General features: G+C 71.1%; 13 protein-coding genes and 2 tRNA genes. 11 read left to right on the top strand and 4 right to left on the bottom strand.

Translation table 11 applies throughout. From position 1 onward, the window contains the following. Nucleotides 1-25: 25 nt before the first annotated feature. Together IMZ11_RS21525 and IMZ11_RS21520 are read right to left on the bottom strand one after the other, a co-directional pair. Nucleotides 26-1402, bottom strand: a complete 1377-nt coding sequence (locus IMZ11_RS21525; RefSeq protein ID WP_228644154.1) for an NAD(P)/FAD-dependent oxidoreductase — start codon at nucleotides 1400-1402, stop codon at nucleotides 26-28. Beyond that, nucleotides 1392-1592 carry a ferredoxin gene (locus tag IMZ11_RS21520; RefSeq protein ID WP_228644153.1) on the bottom strand — a complete coding sequence of 67 codons (201 nt, stop codon included), beginning with the start codon at nucleotides 1590-1592 and terminating at the stop codon, nucleotides 1392-1394. The genes IMZ11_RS21525 and IMZ11_RS21520 overlap by 11 nt, the downstream gene beginning before the upstream one ends. A 148-nt stretch (nucleotides 1593-1740) precedes the next feature. Here IMZ11_RS21520 and IMZ11_RS21515 point away from each other — a divergent pair, with 148 nt between their 5' ends. Continuing rightward, entirely contained in the window at nucleotides 1741-2247 is a 507-nt protein-coding gene (locus IMZ11_RS21515) for a C40 family peptidase (protein ID WP_228644152.1), read from the top strand. Continuing rightward, the gene (locus IMZ11_RS21510) at nucleotides 2244-5654 is read left to right on the top strand and encodes a BTAD domain-containing putative transcriptional regulator (protein ID WP_228644151.1); all 3411 of its coding nucleotides are present in this window, start codon (nucleotides 2244-2246) and stop codon (nucleotides 5652-5654) included. Before IMZ11_RS21515 ends, IMZ11_RS21510 begins: the two co-directional genes overlap by 4 nt. A gap of 138 nt (nucleotides 5655-5792) precedes the next feature. On the opposite strand, the gene IMZ11_RS21505 is transcribed toward IMZ11_RS21510, so the two are convergent. Continuing rightward, complete coding sequence (locus tag IMZ11_RS21505; RefSeq protein ID WP_228644150.1) at nucleotides 5793-6431, bottom strand: hemerythrin domain-containing protein; 639 nt, start codon at nucleotides 6429-6431, stop codon at nucleotides 5793-5795. A gap of 411 nt (nucleotides 6432-6842) precedes the next feature. On the opposite strand from IMZ11_RS21505, the gene IMZ11_RS21500 reads away from it, so the two are divergent. The 9 genes from IMZ11_RS21500 to IMZ11_RS21460 all read left to right on the top strand — a co-directional run bounded on the left by IMZ11_RS21500 (nucleotide 6843) and on the right by IMZ11_RS21460 (nucleotide 12206). Continuing rightward, entirely contained in the window at nucleotides 6843-7280 is a 438-nt protein-coding gene (locus IMZ11_RS21500; protein WP_228644149.1) for a hypothetical protein, read from the top strand. A 168-nt stretch (nucleotides 7281-7448) separates the two neighbouring features. Continuing rightward, nucleotides 7449-7521 (top strand) — tRNA-Thr (locus IMZ11_RS21495). Nucleotides 7522-7728: 207 nt separating this feature from the next. Beyond that, a tRNA-Met gene (locus tag IMZ11_RS21490) sits at nucleotides 7729-7802 on the top strand. A 79-nt stretch (nucleotides 7803-7881) separates the two neighbouring features. Further along, nucleotides 7882-8046, top strand: coding sequence for a 50S ribosomal protein L33 (gene rpmG, locus IMZ11_RS21485; protein WP_030921771.1), 165 nt, complete (start codon nucleotides 7882-7884; stop codon nucleotides 8044-8046). Between the two features lie 696 nt (nucleotides 8047-8742). Continuing rightward, complete coding sequence (locus tag IMZ11_RS21480; RefSeq protein WP_061252888.1) at nucleotides 8743-9192, top strand: MaoC family dehydratase N-terminal domain-containing protein; 450 nt, start codon at nucleotides 8743-8745, stop codon at nucleotides 9190-9192. 2 nt (nucleotides 9193-9194) lie between these two features. Continuing rightward, entirely contained in the window at nucleotides 9195-9623 is a 429-nt protein-coding gene (locus tag IMZ11_RS21475; RefSeq protein ID WP_061252889.1) for a MaoC family dehydratase, read from the top strand. A gap of 39 nt (nucleotides 9624-9662) precedes the next feature. Beyond that, the gene (locus IMZ11_RS21470) at nucleotides 9663-10202 is read left to right on the top strand and encodes a hypothetical protein (RefSeq protein ID WP_228644148.1); all 540 of its coding nucleotides are present in this window, start codon (nucleotides 9663-9665) and stop codon (nucleotides 10200-10202) included. 62 nt (nucleotides 10203-10264) lie between these two features. Next, the gene (locus IMZ11_RS21465) at nucleotides 10265-11311 is read left to right on the top strand and encodes a UDP-N-acetylmuramate dehydrogenase (RefSeq protein ID WP_228644147.1); all 1047 of its coding nucleotides are present in this window, start codon (nucleotides 10265-10267) and stop codon (nucleotides 11309-11311) included. A gap of 325 nt (nucleotides 11312-11636) precedes the next feature. Beyond that, the gene (locus tag IMZ11_RS21460; RefSeq protein ID WP_255706840.1) at nucleotides 11637-12206 is read left to right on the top strand and encodes a TMEM165/GDT1 family protein; all 570 of its coding nucleotides are present in this window, start codon (nucleotides 11637-11639) and stop codon (nucleotides 12204-12206) included. A 124-nt stretch (nucleotides 12207-12330) separates the two neighbouring features. Here IMZ11_RS21460 and IMZ11_RS45950 read toward each other — a convergent pair whose 3' ends face one another. Continuing rightward, nucleotides 12331-15207: an AAA family ATPase gene (locus IMZ11_RS45950; RefSeq protein ID WP_305075892.1), complete on the bottom strand. Its 2877-nt coding sequence runs from the start codon at nucleotides 15205-15207 to the stop codon at nucleotides 12331-12333. Between the last annotated feature and the right edge of the window lie 39 nt (nucleotides 15208-15246).

Raw genomic sequence — 15246 nt, 5'->3', positions numbered from 1 at the left:
AGGGGCGATCCCAGGTCGTCGCCGGTCACGCGGTGGCGTACCGGACAAGCCTGACCTGCCGCTCGTCCGGCAGATGGCCGGTGAGGGCGATCGTGGGGCCGTGGCTGAGCACGGCGGGGTCGGGCACGTCCGACGGCACGGGCCCCGTCGTGCCCGGCGCGACCCTGCGCGGCCGGTCCATGGTCCGCTGATCGGGCGGGAACGGCGCCGCCGTCTCGATCAGCATCCGGTAGTAGTCCAGCCACATCGCCTGGTTGAAGGTCACCGCGGCGGTCACCCGCCCGCGATAGCCGTAGACGACGACGAACCGGTGGTCCTCCGGCGACCCTTGAGTGATCATGACCTGGTCCGAGAAGGTCGGGACGCCGATCGACTTGATGTTGATCCCGAACTGGGTCGACCAGAAGGCCGGTACGGCGAGGTGGGGCCGTCGCCGCCGCCCGGTGGCGATCATGTTGTGCGCCGCGACCTCGGCCTGCGCGACCGCGTTGCCCCAGTGTTCCAGGGCGATCAGCTGGTACTCGTACAGCGGGTGGGGGGTGCGGGCCACGTCACCGGCGGCGAAGATGTCGTCGGTCATGATGCCGTTGAGATCGAACGCGCGGCATCCGGCGTCGCAGGCGACCCCTCTCGGGCCCGCGGCGAGCCCGGACCCGTCCAGCCATTCGGTGTTGCGTACGGCGCCGAGTGCGACGACGGCCACGTCGGTGTCGAGCGTGCCACCGTCCGACAGGTGCGCCCGGCGGAGCCGCCCCCGCGCGTCCCCTTCCAGCCCGGTGACCGTGACGCCGCACCGCAGGTCGACCCCGTGCGCGCGGTGCATGGCGGCGGTGAAGGCGCCGAGCGCGCCCCCGAGAGCGCCCACGAGGGGAGCGGGGCCGCGTTCGGCGACGGTGACCTCGATGCCGCGCTCGCGGCAGGCCGAGGCGATCTCCGAGCCGGTGAACCCGGCCCCGATGACGAGCATCCGGCGCGGTCCCGCGTCCAGCCGCTCGCGCAGCCGTGCGGCGTCCTCGCGGGTGCGCAGGGTGAAGACGCCGTCCAGGGCGCCCTCGGTGGCGTTCGGCCACGGCCGGGCGCGTACGCCGGTGGCGATCAGGAGGCGGTCGTATCCGACGTCGTCGCCGTCGGCAAGGAGCACCCGCCCGGCGTCCCGGTCCAGCCCGACGGCGCGGACGCCGAGCCGCCATCGGGCGTTCAGCGGGCGGCGTTCGGGGAGCGCGGTCTGGTGCGCCGACACCTGCCCGAGCAGCACCTGCTTGGACAGCGGCGGCCGGTCGTACGGCTCGCACGGCTCGTCGCCGACCATGGTGATCGTGCCGGTGTAGCCCTCGGCACGGAGCGTCTCCGCGGCGCGCAGACCGGCGAGAGAGGCTCCGACGATCGCGATGCTATCCGGCATGGGACCCCTCGACCATGATCGCCTGTACCGGGCAGGCCGCGGCGGCTCTCAGGACGTCCTCGCGCCGCGACTCGTCGGCGTACGGGGTGTAGAGCAGGGACTCCTCGCCGTGCATCACGAACACGTCGGGTGCGAGGAACGCGCACTGGCCGTACCCCTGGCACCGGTTGAGGTCGACAACGATCTTCATGGCGCCCCCGGTCCTCCCGCTCGCCGCTGGCCTCCGCAGCCGACGATAGGCGGACGGTGATGAAAATGTCACCCTATGTAGTGGAATATTGTGAGCTGTCGGTGAAGTTTGCTGCGGTAAAGCGTGATTAAAAGCTATTGTCGCGTTCATGCATTGGGGGCGGTTCGCTGTCGGCGTGGCCGTGCTCGCCCTGGCCACGGGATCGATTCCCCGTGAGGACGAACTCATCAAGGTGGTCGCCTACGCCTACGCGTCCCAGGGCATCCCGTACTCCTGGGGCGGCGGCCACGGGAAGAGTCCGGGCCCGTCCCGCGGAACCTGCCGCGGCTACCACGGATCCGTACGGCCCTGCCCGGCGGAGCGGACCCGGGGGCTGGACTGCTCCGGCTTCACCCGCTGGATGTACCGGCTCGCCTTCGGCGACGACGTGCTCGGCAGGGGCAACACCGACGACCACATCCGCAGGATGCGCAGGGTGCGCGTGCCGCGCCCGGGCGACCTCGTGTTCTACGGCAACCGGAAGAGGACCCACCATGTCGGCGTCTATGTCGGCGAAGGCAAAATGATCAACGCCTTCGCCACCGGCACGACGACGAGGATGGACGACGTCACCGCGGTGAAGGACATCCTCGGCTTCTACCACTACCCGGCGTGAATAGGGCGCTCATGGTGAGATTGCGGGTTCTCGGGCAGTGCCGCGCCGAGGTGGAGGGAAGCCCCGCGGATCTGGGCACGTCGCTCCAGCGCGCCGTCATCGCCAGGCTCGTCTGCGCCCAGGGGCACGTCGTGTCCACGGACAGGTTCATCGACGACCTCTGGCACGGCCAGCCGCCGCCACGGGGCCTGGCCGCGCTGCAGGTCTACATCTCCAATCTGCGGCGCGTGCTCGAACCCGGCCGGCCTCCCCGGACGCCGGCCCGCGTGCTGGTCAGCGCGCCGCCCGGCTACCGGCTGAAACTCGACGCCGACGCCGTGGACGCCTGGCGCTTCCCCCGACTGGTCGACGCAGCGGTCGCCGCGCTCCACGCGGGACGGCCGGCCGAGGCCCTGGAGACGATCGACGAGGCGCTCGCGCTCTGGACCGGTCCGGCCTACGCGGAGTTCGCTGACGAGGAGTGGGCCGCCCCCGAGGCGACCCGGCTCGACGAGCTCCTCATGGTCGCCGTCGACTACCGCGCGGAGGCGGCGCTCGCGCTCGGCCGCCACGCCGAGATCGTCCCCGAGCTGGAACGTCACGCCCACGCGCACCCTCTCCGTGAGAACGGCGTGCGCCTGCTCGCGCTCGCCCTCTACCGGTCGGGACGGCAGGGAGAGGCGCTGGCCGCCATCCGCCGGACGAGGCAGACCCTGGCCGAGGAACTGGGCGTGGACCCCGGGCCGCGGTTGCGCGGCCTCGAGACCGACATTCTCGCGCAGGCCGACTCCCTCCATCTGATCCCGGCCCAGGTCACGGCCGGTGTCCCCACCGCCGTTCCCGTTGCTGCTCCTGCCGCCGTTCCCGCAGCCGCCTCCGCGGCCCAGGCGCCCGCCGCGTTCCGCGACACCCCCGACCCGATGATCGGCCGTACGGCGGAGCTCGCCCGCCTGACGGCCGCCGCCGCCCAGGCGAGGAGCGGGTTCCGGGTCGCCTGGCTCGGCGGCGACGCGGGCTCGGGCAAGAGCACGCTGGCCGACGCACTCGCACGCACGCTCGCCGCCGAAGGCTGGCGGACCGCGGTGGGCCGGTGCCCGGAGACCGTCGGCGGCGTCCCGCCCGCCTGGGCCTGGAGCGAGGTCCTGCGCCACCTCTCCGCCGGCTCCCCGCCCGCCCCGGAGATCGCGGTACGGCTCGCCCCCCTGCTGGAGGACGACACACGGCAGGTCGTCGGCCAGTTCTGGCTGGCCCAGGCGGCGGGGGAGTACCTGGAAGGCGTGCCAGGTCCGCTGCTGATCGTGATCGAGGACGCGCACCGCGCCGATGAGGAGACCCTCCAACTGCTCCGCCACCTCGCGGTGCGGCTGGCCCGGACCCCGGTCCTGGTGCTGCTGACCCACCGGCCGTCCGAAGCGGCCGCCGACCTGATGGCCACCGGGGCGGCGCTGGCCGTACAGGCAGCGGAGCACGTGACGCTGGACGGCCTGGGCGAGCGGGACGTGGCCCGGCTGCTGCGGGAACGCTCCGGGGTGGACGTCGATCCCGCCGCGGCCCGTACGGTGACCGAACGGACCGGGGGCAACCCGCTGTTCGTGTCCGAGATCGCGCGGCTGCTCGCCGTCGACGGGCCCTCGGCGGTTCACGCGCTGCCGCCCGGCGTCCGCGACCTGATCCGCAGGCGGGTGGCCCGCCTGCCCGCGACGGCCCAGACGACGCTGCGCAACGCCGCCGTCCTCGGCAGGGACGCCGACGCCGACGTGCTGATCGCCATGTCCGGCACCGACGAGGAGACCGTGCTCGACGGGCTGGAGGCGGGCGTGCTCTCCGGGCTGCTGACCGAACCGCTGCCCGGTCAGGTGCGCTTCGCCCACGTCCTCGTACGCGAGACGCTGTACGAGGACGTCCCCCGGCTCCGCCGTACCCGCCTGCACGGCAAGGTCGTGGCGGCGCTGGAGCGGGTCAGGCCGGGAGACGTGGGCGCGCTCGGGCACCACGCCCTCGCGGCGGCGACCACGGCGACGGCGGCCAAGGCCGCGCAGTACGCCGCGAGGGCGGCGGACCAGGCATCCGGTCTCTACGCGCACAAGGAAGCGGCCACACTGCTCGAAGGCGCGCTCACCGCGCTCGACCTCGAAGCCGGTATCGGAACCGGTATCGGCCACGGAACCGGTACCGGCACCGGTAGCGGCGACGGTCCGGCCGCGAGGACCCGCGTGGAGTTGTTGTGCCGCCTGGTCTCCGCGAAGGCCCACGCGGGGGACGTCGTGTCCGCGCTCTCGACGCGGGCGACGGCGCTCTCGCTCGCCCGGGGGATCGGGGATCCGCTGCTCATCGCCCGCGCGGCGGCCGCGTTCGACGCGCCGGTCATCTGGACGATCCAGCCGGACCGGCGGACCGACGACGACGTCGTGCGGGCGGCCTGGGACGCGATGCCCGCCGAGGCGGGGACGGCGCGCTGCCGGGTCCTCGTCGCGCTCGCCCACCAGCTCGAAGGCCATGATTCCGAGCTGGTCGAGACGGTGAGCGCCGAGGCCCTGCGGATCGCCCGCGACCTGGACGATCCGCGGTTGCTCTGCATGGCGCTCAACGCCCGCTACTGGGTCTGCGTGGAGCCGGGTCGGCGCGAGGAGCTGGAACGGCTCGGCCAGGACCTGCTGGAGGCGTCCGCGCTCGGCGGACTGCTCGGCTACCAGACGCTGGGCCACATCGCCCTCTGCATGGTCGCGCTCGGCCGCAACGACTGGGCCATGGCGCGGCGGCACGCGGACCAGGCGGTCGAGCTCTCCACAAGCGGCCAGCTCGGGCTCGCTCTCGGCGTTCTGGCCGTGCTCGACGCCCTGCACCTCCTGGTCAGAGGAGAGTTCGAGCGGGCCGAGGCCGCGTACAGCTCCATCGCGGAGCAGATGGTGCAGGCGGGCGCCCCCAACGGGGCCGCGTTCGGCGTTCTCGGCAGGCTGGTGGTCCACCTGTCCTCAGGACGCGGGCACGAGTCGCTGCCCGGCATCCACGCGTTGTGGGAGCGGATGCCGGACCAGGTGGACGAGGTCTACACCCATACGTTGATCCTCTCCGGGCGTCTGGATGAGGCCAGGGCGGTGTGGCAGGCCGGGCACGCGCCCCGGCGTGACTACTACTGGCAGATCATGATGACGATGCGCGCGTGCAACGCGATCGCCCTCGGAGATCGTGGGGTGGCCCGGGAGTGTCTCCGGCTGCTCCTCCCGTTCCAGGACGAACTGGCCGGGTTGCACAGCGGCTCGATCACCTTGGGGCCGATCGCCCACACGCTCGGGGAACTCGCCGCGTTCCTCGGCGACCCGGACGCCGCGGCCGCGCACTATGCCGCGGCCGCCGAGGTGGCGGGCCGGGCCGGTTCTCCTCACTGGCGCGAACGGGCACTGCGCGCGCTGACGTCCGTCACCGGCTGAGCGCCAGGTGAGCACCGGCCGGGACACCCCGATCGCCGCGGCGCTGATCGAGGTGGTGTCGATCGAGGTGGTGAATGGCGGGCCGCAGAGGCTGAGGCGGCACCGATCTCGGGGCGATCTCGGGACGCGGGCGACGGATCAGGCGGTTCCGAAGATCAGCCGCTGCCGCCGCCGGTGGCCTCCGCGCAGCAGCGCGAGCAGCATCACGAGCACCGGACCCGCGAGCTTGCGCATCGCCTCCATCTCCGACGGCTGGGCGTACTGCTCGATCCTGGGCAGCTCGAAGCGGATGCTGCCGCCCTTCCTGGCCTTCTCCTCCACGGCGTTCCAGTCCGCGACGGAGACGTGCCGCTCGATGATGGGGAAGATCACACGCTCCTCCTCCTCGATGTGCTCGTCGAGGAGATCGGCCAGCCGCGCGAGGGGTCCCGCGGCGCGGGCCGGGTCCGCCGCGACCGCGCGGATCTCGTCCAGGATCGGGTCCAGCTCGGAGTGGTCCTCGCTCAGGTCGCCGAGGTCCACCTCGGCCCCCGCGGATCGTACGAGCACGGGCCAGAGCGCCGTGTCCTCGACGCTGTGGTGATGGTGGATGCCGTCGCAGAGCCGGATGGCGAAGTCGCGGATCGCCGCGGCCCGCCGCGCGTCGCACGGCTGCCGTCCCTCCGCGATCTGCCTCGTCACGTCGGCGAGGCGGCGGGTGTCGCCGCGCATGGCCCGGTGGGTGATGCGGAACCCGAGCACGTTCGGGGTCGTCGTGGTAGTCGTCGGGGGTGTCATCGGAACTCCTCGGTCGTGGTCTTCGCGGTCAGATTGCGTCGAGTCGCTTGGAGTTCGTTTGGTCTGGACTTAAGCCCGAACTGTTGTGACCTGTGATGCTCAGGGAAATTGTCGGGGCGAAGCGATAGTTTGTCGGGATATGGGATCACGCTGGGTGGGGACGTGCGGCTACGAGATCGTGCCCGGAACCCGGGACGGTCGCCAGGTGCTCCAGGTGCGGCAGAACGGTCGGCCTGTCGCCGACTGCCGTTCCGTGGAGGAGGTAGCCCGGTATGTCGACCTTGCCGATCTTTGTGAGGTAATCCCTCTGCGGACGCGGAGTGAGGATCGGCGGGCCGCGCTCCCGTAGTTCCCAGCGCTCCGGGCGCGACCCCTCTAACCTCGGAGAATTCCGACTCATGAGGGGGAACCATGCGCCCGCCCGCCGTCGTACTCAGCCTGGCCGCCATGAGCCTCGTCGCCGCCTGCACAGGCGCGGCGTCCCGTACGGCTCCCGCGGCCGAGACGTCGATCGAGACGCCGATCTACGTGCTCAACCTGTACGGCGACGAGAACGGCCGGAGCGACCAGCGTCCCCAGGCTCTCGTGCTGTCGGAGTTCAGCACCGTCAACGGGATCAGCTGGCAGAAGTGGGGACCCGGCGGGGCGGTCGGCGTCGGACGGCTCAGCGGCACCTGGTGCCTGCCCGAATGTCAGGACAGGCCCTACGAGGCGACGGTGACCCTCAGCGCCGTCACGCCGTTCAAGGGCAACGGCTACTTCACGAAGTACGCGATCAAGGCGGACCTGCCGGCGGCCCAGAAGGAGATGGCCGACCTGAAGGGCGCCCTCCCGACGCCGGAAGAGTAGTACGGGGAGAGTGGGTACGGGGACGGTGCGGGGACGGTGCGGGGCCGGGACGAGGACGCCGCCAACCCCTGCCCCTGTGGCGCTGTGGCATCGCACGTTGATTTCGCATCAGCCGCCGGGGCCGTGTATGGTTACACCTGTCCGCAGCGCGAGAGCGGCGGCGGGCACGCCCCTATAGCTCAGTCGGCAGAGCGTCTCCATGGTAAGGAGAAGGTCAACGGTTCGATTCCGTTTGGGGGCTCTCGCTAACAAGTCCCGCTCGATGTTTCGGGCGGGTCTTTTGGCGTGATGGGTGGTTTTTCGCCTGCCCATCGCAAAACAGTTTGGGTTTCTCCCGTGAGCTCCGGCACACTGGAGTCGCCCGAGCTCGATCACGGCCGTATGCGCGTGCGCGACAGCCGTACAGGTCGGGTATCCTTGCGTGGCCGGTCGGTTTTTGCCGGTTCAAGGCGGAGTAGCTCAGTCAGGCAGAGCAAGCGGCTCATAATCGCTGTGTCGCCGGTTCAAGTCCGGCCTCCGCTACTACCCTGCTCGGTTTCCCTCACACAGGACGCCGGGTTCGGGTTGTCCAGTAGTCCCAAACGTAGAAAGGCACTCCCACGTGGCTGCCACAGACGTTAGGCCGAAGATCACGCTGGCCTGCCAGGAGTGCAAGCACCGCAACTACATCACGCGGAAGAACCGGCGCAACGACCCGGATCGGCTTGAGCTGAAGAAGTACTGCCCCAACTGCAAGACGCACCAGGCGCACCGCGAGACGCGCTGAGCAAGACGCGCGCCGCGCGCCCTGCGTCGGGGTGGCACTTCCAGAAGTACTGCCCATCGCGCTCCTCAGACTGGGGCAAGACGCATCGGGCGCATCGCGAGGCGCGCTGAGCAAGACGCGCCGCCGCCGAGCGTCGGGGTAGTGCTTCAGAGGTACTGCCCGCCGCGCCCCTCAGTCCGGGCGCAGGACGCACCAGGCGCATCACGGCTTCTCGCTGATGCGCCCGGCAGTCGGGCAGAGGTGCTGTGCTGGCGCATGCCAGGCAATCAACGCGTGACCGGCGTTCCCGTTGAGGAACGCCGGTTTCTCGCGTTTCCGGCCGGCCGCCAACCCGACCGCAAGCCCGCCAACCTGCCCATCTGGCAGGCACAGCCAACCCGGCAACCTGCCCGTCTGGCCCATCTGGCAGGCACGGCCGCCGACCAGGGTGCGTCACGACCATCGGTGATCCCGTGAAACCCGGCCTGCCGGGGGAGTGGGGACGGTTCGTCCCCTTGGCGTAGATGGACCGCTTTGTCGTGTCGATACAGAACCATGGTGGTCGTCGTTGGCGCGGGGCGACACATGATCTACCGGCTGGACCCGGCTAACGTTGGTTCTGGCCGACGTACGGCGAAAGCCTGACCCAGACAGCCGAACCTTGTTCTGTTACCGTCGGCCTCTCAGCTCTGTAGCCGCGAAGGAGCACGGGCAGCGATGGCTTTGAACCGTGATTTCGTCGGGCGGGCGTATACGGCGCCCGTCCCCTACGAGGTCAGCCGCGTAAAGATCAAGGAGTTCGCCGCCGCGATCGGCGACGCCAACCCGATCTACTCCGACAGGGAAGCCGCCGCAGCGGCCGGACATCCTGACGTGGTCGCGCCGCCGACCTTCCCGATCGTGTTCAGCCTCGCCGGTGCGGGCGAGGCGCTCTCCGACCCCGGTCTCGGGCTCAACTTCGCCATGGTCGTCCACGGAGAGCAGCGTTTCGAGTACCAGCGGCCGATCTACGCCGGCGACGAGCTGATCTGCACCTCCACGATCACGGAGATCCGCAGCGTGGGCCGCAACGAGTTCCTGACGGTGCGCAGCGACGTGTCGACCATCGAGGGCGAACCCGTCTGCCGGACCTACAACACCATCGTCGAGCGTGGAGGGGCGGCGTAACCATGGCTGCGACGGTCAAGTACGACGAGGTCACTGCCGGGCAGGAGATCCCCGCCGTCGAGTTCCCCGTCCACCGGGTGAACCTCGTGATGTACGCGGGCGCCTCCGGGGACTTCAACCCGATCCACTGGAACGAACGGTTCGCCAAGTCCGTCGGCCTGCCGGACGTCATCGCGCACGGCATGTTCACCATGGCCCAGGGCGGGCGGTTCGTGACCGACTGGGCGGGAGACCCGGCGGCGGTCGTCGACTACGGCGTGCGCTTCTCGTCCATGGTGGTCGTCCCCGACGACGACAACGGCGCGGTGATCACGGTCAGCGGCGTCATCGAGGAGAAGCTCGAGGACAAGCGGGTCGTGGTCGTCCTCACCGCCAGGTCGGGAGACAGCCGGGTCCTGTCCAAGGCCCGTGCCGTCGTCCAGCTCTCCTGACCGAAGGTTTGCCGGGGACCGCACGGGTAGCGTCCCCGCATGACCCGATCGAGCGAACAGGGCGCCGCCGGGAGCGGCCGAGAGCCCGCCACGCGTGCCGAGGCCGAGGCCGGGCACGGCACCGAGGCCGCTCAGGCCGCTCGGGCCGCTCGGGCGGTTCCGCCGGGCCGGCCTGAGCGGGCCGTTCGCGCGTCGGGTCCACCACTCACGCAGGAGCGGGCGCGGAACGCCCATGAGGCCTCCGAGGAGACCGCTCGGGCTCCGGAGTGGGAGGTCTATCCCGGCGGGACGATCGAAACGGGTCTCACCTCATCGGGGGAGCCGTCGATGGTGGCCTCCCAACTGCTCTGGGACGGCAGCACCGCGACATCCAGGGTCGATCGGGCCATAGCGGAGGCGATGCGCGCGGAAGCGGACCAGGACACCGACGACGCCGGGGCCGACGTCGACGCTCGTACCGAGGCCGATGCCAAACCCCGTACCGAGGCCGATGCCGAGCCCCGTACCGAGGCCGAAGCCGACGCCGGAGCCGGGTCCGCGGCGGACCGGCGCGCCCGGCGGGACGCCGACCGGCCGTAGGCTGGGGCCTGCCGCGGCGGGACCGCGGCCGCTGAGGCTTCCCGTCGTCGCTGAGGAATCGCATGGCTGACCGTTTGGCAGGGGTACGGCTCGCGCCGTACACGACGTTGCGGATGGGCGGCCCGGCGGGCGCCTTCGTCGAGGCACGATCCGAGAGCGAGATCGTCGAGACCGTGGCCGAAGCCGACCGGGACGGCGAGCCGGTGCTGATCCTCGGCGGCGGCAGCAATCTCGTCGTCTCCGACGAGGGGTTCGACGGCCTGGTCGTCAGGGCCGCCTCCACCGGTGTCGAGATCACCGGTGACGGACGGGTGACCGTCCAGGCCGGAGAGGACTGGGACGCGCTGGTCGCCCGATGCGTGGCCGAGGAACTGGCCGGTGTCGAGTGCCTGTCCGGGATTCCCGGCCTGGTGGGCTCCACCCCGATCCAGAACGTCGGCGCGTACGGGCAGGACGTGTCGCAGACCATCACCGGGGTCCGCGTCTACGACCGGATGACCGGCGAGATCGCCGACCTGACCGCTGCGCAGTGTGGCTTCGCCTACCGGCACAGCGCCTTCAAGGAGGATCCCGGGCGGCACGTCGTGCTTGCGGTGACCTACGCCCTGACCCGGTCCGGCCTGTCGGGCCCCATCGCGTACAAGGAACTGGCCGCGCGGCTCGGCGTGAAGATCGGCGACCGGGTGCCGCTGGACCAGGCGAGGGAGGCGGTGCTCGCGCTCCGCCGGGGCAAGGGCATGGTGCTCGACCCGCTGGACCCGGACACGCGCAGTGCGGGCTCCTTCTTCACCAACCCCGTGCTCGACGCCGCGGCGGCGGCCGATCTCGAACTCCGCGCTCCCGGATACCCCCGCTGGGACATGCCGGACGGCGCGGTGAAGGTCCCGGCCGCCTGGCTGATCGAGAACGCCGGGTTCCCCAAGGGATACGAAAAGGGGCGGGTGCGCATCTCGACGAAGCACACGCTCGCCCTCACGAACCCCACCGGCGAGGCGGGCGCGGCCGAGCTGATGGCCCTGGCCAGGGAGGTACGCGACGGCGTGCGGGAGAAGTTCGGCGTCACCCTCGTGAACGAGCCCGTCATGGTCGGCATCGCCCTGGATCGGTAGGGCGCGCGGGCCTGGGGAATGCCGCCCGTCCCGGATCGATAAGGTGCGCGAGCCTGAGGAATCCCCGCCGTCCTGGATCGGTGAGGCGGGATCGAGGGAATGCGCACCGCCTGTCGTCCGCTATGTTGTGGTGGAACCACCCGAAGGGGAGTAGTCCCGAATCCGTTGATCGACACACTGGTGTGAGCTTTCACGCCCGGTCGCGGAGCCCATGCGGCGGACGAGACCTTCGGCCCGACAGTCATGCTGCCGGGCCGAAGTCGTGTGCCCGAAAACTCCCCGGGTGCAGAACGCGGTCCGGTCGCGCGAGCACGAGAGGCGCCCCTTGGAAGCGTTCTGGATATCACTGGCCGTGATCTTCGTGGCCGAGCTCGGCGACAAGAGCCAGCTCATGGCCCTGACGTTCGCCACACGGTTCAAGGTGTGGCCGGTGCTGGCCGGAATCACCGCAGCCACCGCCGTCGTCCACCTTTTCAGCGTCGGCCTCGGACAGATCATCGGCGACGCCGTCCCCACCACCGCGATCTCGATCGCCGCCGGCATCGCCTTCCTCGGCTTCGCCGCGTGGACGCTCCGCGGCGACGAGCTCAGCGACGAGGAGTCGGGCAAGGCCGCCAGGACCACGCGGAACGTCCTGGTCGCCGTGACTGTGGCGTTCTTCCTCAGCGAGCTGGGCGACAAGACCATGCTCGCCACGATCACGCTCGCGACGCAGCACGGCTGGTTCGGCACATGGATCGGCTCCACTGTCGGCATGGTCGCGGCCGACGCGCTCGCGATCGTCGTCGGCCGGTTCCTCGGCGCGCACCTCCCCGAAAAGTGGATCAAGTACGGCGCGGCCGCCGCGTTCGCGGTCTTCGGCGTGCTCCTCCTGGTCGAACCGTTGCTCGCCTGACTGAGATCCGGCCTGCCGCACTATCGGGGGCCGGTGCGGCGCCGTACCCGCGCCCGGCGCGACGGGACGCCGCATCAGTCCACGCGACGGTGTTTCCCGGGAACGGCCGGGTCCCGGCCGTTCCTCAGGTGAGCAGGGCCAGGCGGTGAGCGGCGGCGGCGGCCTCGCCCCGGGTCGAGACGCCGAGCTTGGGCAGGATGTTCGACACGTGGACGCTGACGGTCTTCGCCGAGATGAACAGCTCGCCGGCGATGTCCCGGTTGGTCCGCCCCTGAGCGACCAGCCGGAGCACCTCCAGCTCGCGCGGCGTCAACGAGATCTCACGCGCGTGTCCCTGCTCCGGGGTCTCGTCGAGGGCCGCGCCGACGCGCCGGGCCATGGCGTCGATCTGGGTGAGGAGCGGAACCGCGCCCAGCGTCTCGGCTAGCGGCTTGGCCTCGCGGAGCCGTACGGCGGCGCCGTCGCGGTCGCCTCCGGCCGCCGCCGCGGCGGCGGCGTAGACCAGGGCCTTGGCCTGCGTGTGCGGGCGGCCCAGCTGCTTCCATCCGGCCGTCGCCTCGTCGAACCGGCCCTGATAGACCTGGCGGAACGCGTCGCCCACCGGTCCGGCGGTGACCATGTCGGACGCGAACGCGTCGGTCAGGTCGCGTACGGTCGCCGTGAGCTCGGGAGCCACGGAGGCGGCCTGGTCGCAGGCCACCCGGACCGCGGCGAGCAGCCGCCAGCCGAGCATGGCCTTTCCGGACCAGCGCGGAGTACTCAGAGCGAGTTCGGCCACTTCGACCGCCTTGCGCGGCTCGCCGCGGAGCAGGTGCCAGCCGATCAGCAGGCGGGCGTTGGCCGTCCACTCCTGCGTCCCGTCCTCGGGCCTGGGGACGAACGCGCCGACCTCGACGAGGATCTCCCTGGCGACGTCCTCCTCGCCGCGGGCGATCGCGATGTCGGCCCGCACCCGCAGCAGGTGCCAGCGGTTCTGCCGCGTCGGGTCCATGGTCAGGGCGCGCGCGGTGACGTCGAGAGCCTCGTCCCACCGTCCGAGGGCCTCCAGCGCCTCGGCCCGGTTGTTGGCGATGAACACGCCCTGATGACGGTACCTGCCGTACCTCTTGGCCAGCTTCTCACCCTCGATGGCGAGTCGCACCGCCTCCTCGGACCTGCCGAGATTGTTCAGCGTGTCCACGTTGTTGGCGAGCGCGCGCAGCGTGATCCGGGCGGAGCCGAGCCGCCTCCCGATGGCCAGGGCTCGATCGTTGGTGGCCAGGGTCGTCTCCAGATCGCCGGAGATCGAGCGCCCGAGGGCGAGGTTCAGCAGCAGGTCGGCCTCCAGGCACTCGTCGCCGAGGTCGCGGGCGATCCGCAGCGCTTCCTCGGTGACGGCGGTGCCCTCGGCCACCTCGTCGCAGAGCATCAGGACCCGGCCGAGATGGCTCAGCGCGGAGGTCCGGGCCTCGGTGGGGTGGGGGACGAGCCGCTCGGCGCGGCGGAGGTCCTCGATGAACCCAGACGTGTGCTTCTGGACCTTGATGTTGGCCCGGCGGACCAGCAGCGTGGCCACCCGCTCGGGTTCGGTCTCCTCGTCCAGTTCGGCGAGCGCGCCCTGGACGAACTTCTTGCCACGGTCGCTCTCGCCGCAGACGTACGCGCTCTCGGAGGCCCGCTCGAAGACGGTGACGTGGTCCACCCCGATCCGTTCGGCCGCGTCGGGCACCTTGTCCCAGAGCATGAGGACGCGTTCGAGCAGGTCGATCTGCTCGGTGTAGGCGAACGCGCGCGCCGCCTTCTCCGCCGCCTCCCAGGCCGAGATGAGTGCCCAGAGGTCGTCGCGGGCGGAGTGCCAGTGATGGGCGATCTCGATGGCCGCCCGCCCCGGCGGGACGAGCTCCCGGTCGCGGTCGATCTCCAGGGCGTAGCGCGCGTGCAGCCGCATGTGCTCGCCCGGGAGCAGGTCGTCGTGGACGGCCTCGCGGATCAGGGCGTGCCGGAATGCGTAGACGTGGCTGTCGGCCACCTGCACGACGTTCGCGGCGATGGCCGGGCGCAGCGCGTTCTCCAGGTCGTCGTCGGACAGCCCGCTCACGGCGGCGAGCAGCGCGTGGCCCACGCGGATCCCGCCCGCGGCGGCGATCCGCAGCACGTGCTGGGTGTCCTCGGGAAGCCGTTCCACCGACGCGCTGATCAGGTCGAGCAGGGACTCGGGGAACGAGCACTCATCGCAGTCGATCAGCGCTTCGACGTACAGAGGGATGCCCTCGCTGCGCTCGAACACTCTGCCGACCTTGGCGAACTCCGGGGTCACGCCGAGGATGCCGGCCATCTGCGCCGCGACCTCGCTCTGCGTGAATCGGGGCAGGTCGATCCGGGCGACGCCCTCCACCCGGCCGAGTTCCGCGAGGACCGGCCGGAGGGGATGCGTGCGGTGCAGTTCGTCCGAGCGGTACGTGAGGACCATGAGGACGGGCGCGGCGCGCAGGTTGCGGCTCAGGAACGCGATGAGGTCGCGGCTGGACCGGTCCGCCCAGTGGATGTCCTCGACGATGAGGACCACCGGCCGTCGCTCCGCGAGCCGTTCGAGCAGGGTGAGGATCAGCTCGAAGAGCCGGGCCCGCGCGGACTCCGTGTCCAGGTTGCCGCCGGGCTCGCCGAACTCGGGAAGCAGCCTGGCCAGCTCGCGCTGGGAGCCCTCGGGCAGGAGCGCGGCCACCTCGGCGGCGCCCCGCTCCCGGACGAGCTGCCGCAGGGCGGCGGTGAAAGGCGCGTAGGCCAGACCCTCCGCCGAGAGTTCCACGCACCCGCCCGCCAGCACGTGGGCACCGTTCCTGGCGGCCTGGTCGGCGAAACGGGAGACCAGACGGGTCTTCCCCACACCCGCCTCGCCGCCGAGCAGGATCACAGCCGCCGCCTGCTTACGGGCCTGGTCGAACGCGTCCGACAACATGTCAAGTTCCGCGCCCCGTCCAACGAAGACGGGGCTCACCGCCCGGCCCATCATGTCGTCAAGCATTACATGCCATCCGTATGGCTTTCGCCCGTTTTCCAGTGG

Source organism: Microtetraspora sp. AC03309 (assembly GCF_020826795.1).
GTDB lineage: Bacteria > Actinomycetota > Actinomycetes > Streptosporangiales > Streptosporangiaceae > Microtetraspora > Microtetraspora glauca.
Note: the sequence above shows the minus strand (reverse complement) of the source record. Positions and strands in the feature narration are given on the sequence as shown.

Excerpts from the sequence above, each read along its gene's own strand:
- IMZ11_RS21525 (WP_228644154.1), bottom strand. The coding sequence starts at position 1,402 with ATGCCGGATAGCATCGCGATCGTCGGAGCCTCTCTCGCCGGTCTGCGC.
- IMZ11_RS21520 (WP_228644153.1), bottom strand. The coding sequence starts at position 1,592 with ATGAAGATCGTTGTCGACCTCAACCGGTGCCAGGGGTACGGCCAGTGC.
- IMZ11_RS21515 (WP_228644152.1), top strand. The coding sequence starts at position 1,741 with ATGCATTGGGGGCGGTTCGCTGTCGGCGTGGCCGTGCTCGCCCTGGCC.
- IMZ11_RS21505 (WP_228644150.1), bottom strand. The coding sequence starts at position 6,431 with ATGACACCCCCGACGACTACCACGACGACCCCGAACGTGCTCGGGTTC.
- IMZ11_RS21500 (WP_228644149.1), top strand. The coding sequence starts at position 6,843 with ATGCGCCCGCCCGCCGTCGTACTCAGCCTGGCCGCCATGAGCCTCGTC.
- IMZ11_RS21480 (WP_061252888.1), top strand. The coding sequence starts at position 8,743 with ATGGCTTTGAACCGTGATTTCGTCGGGCGGGCGTATACGGCGCCCGTC.
- IMZ11_RS21475 (WP_061252889.1), top strand. The coding sequence starts at position 9,195 with ATGGCTGCGACGGTCAAGTACGACGAGGTCACTGCCGGGCAGGAGATC.
- IMZ11_RS21470 (WP_228644148.1), top strand. The coding sequence starts at position 9,663 with ATGACCCGATCGAGCGAACAGGGCGCCGCCGGGAGCGGCCGAGAGCCC.
- IMZ11_RS21465 (WP_228644147.1), top strand. The coding sequence starts at position 10,265 with ATGGCTGACCGTTTGGCAGGGGTACGGCTCGCGCCGTACACGACGTTG.
- IMZ11_RS45950 (WP_305075892.1), bottom strand. The coding sequence starts at position 15,207 with ATGCTTGACGACATGATGGGCCGGGCGGTGAGCCCCGTCTTCGTTGGA.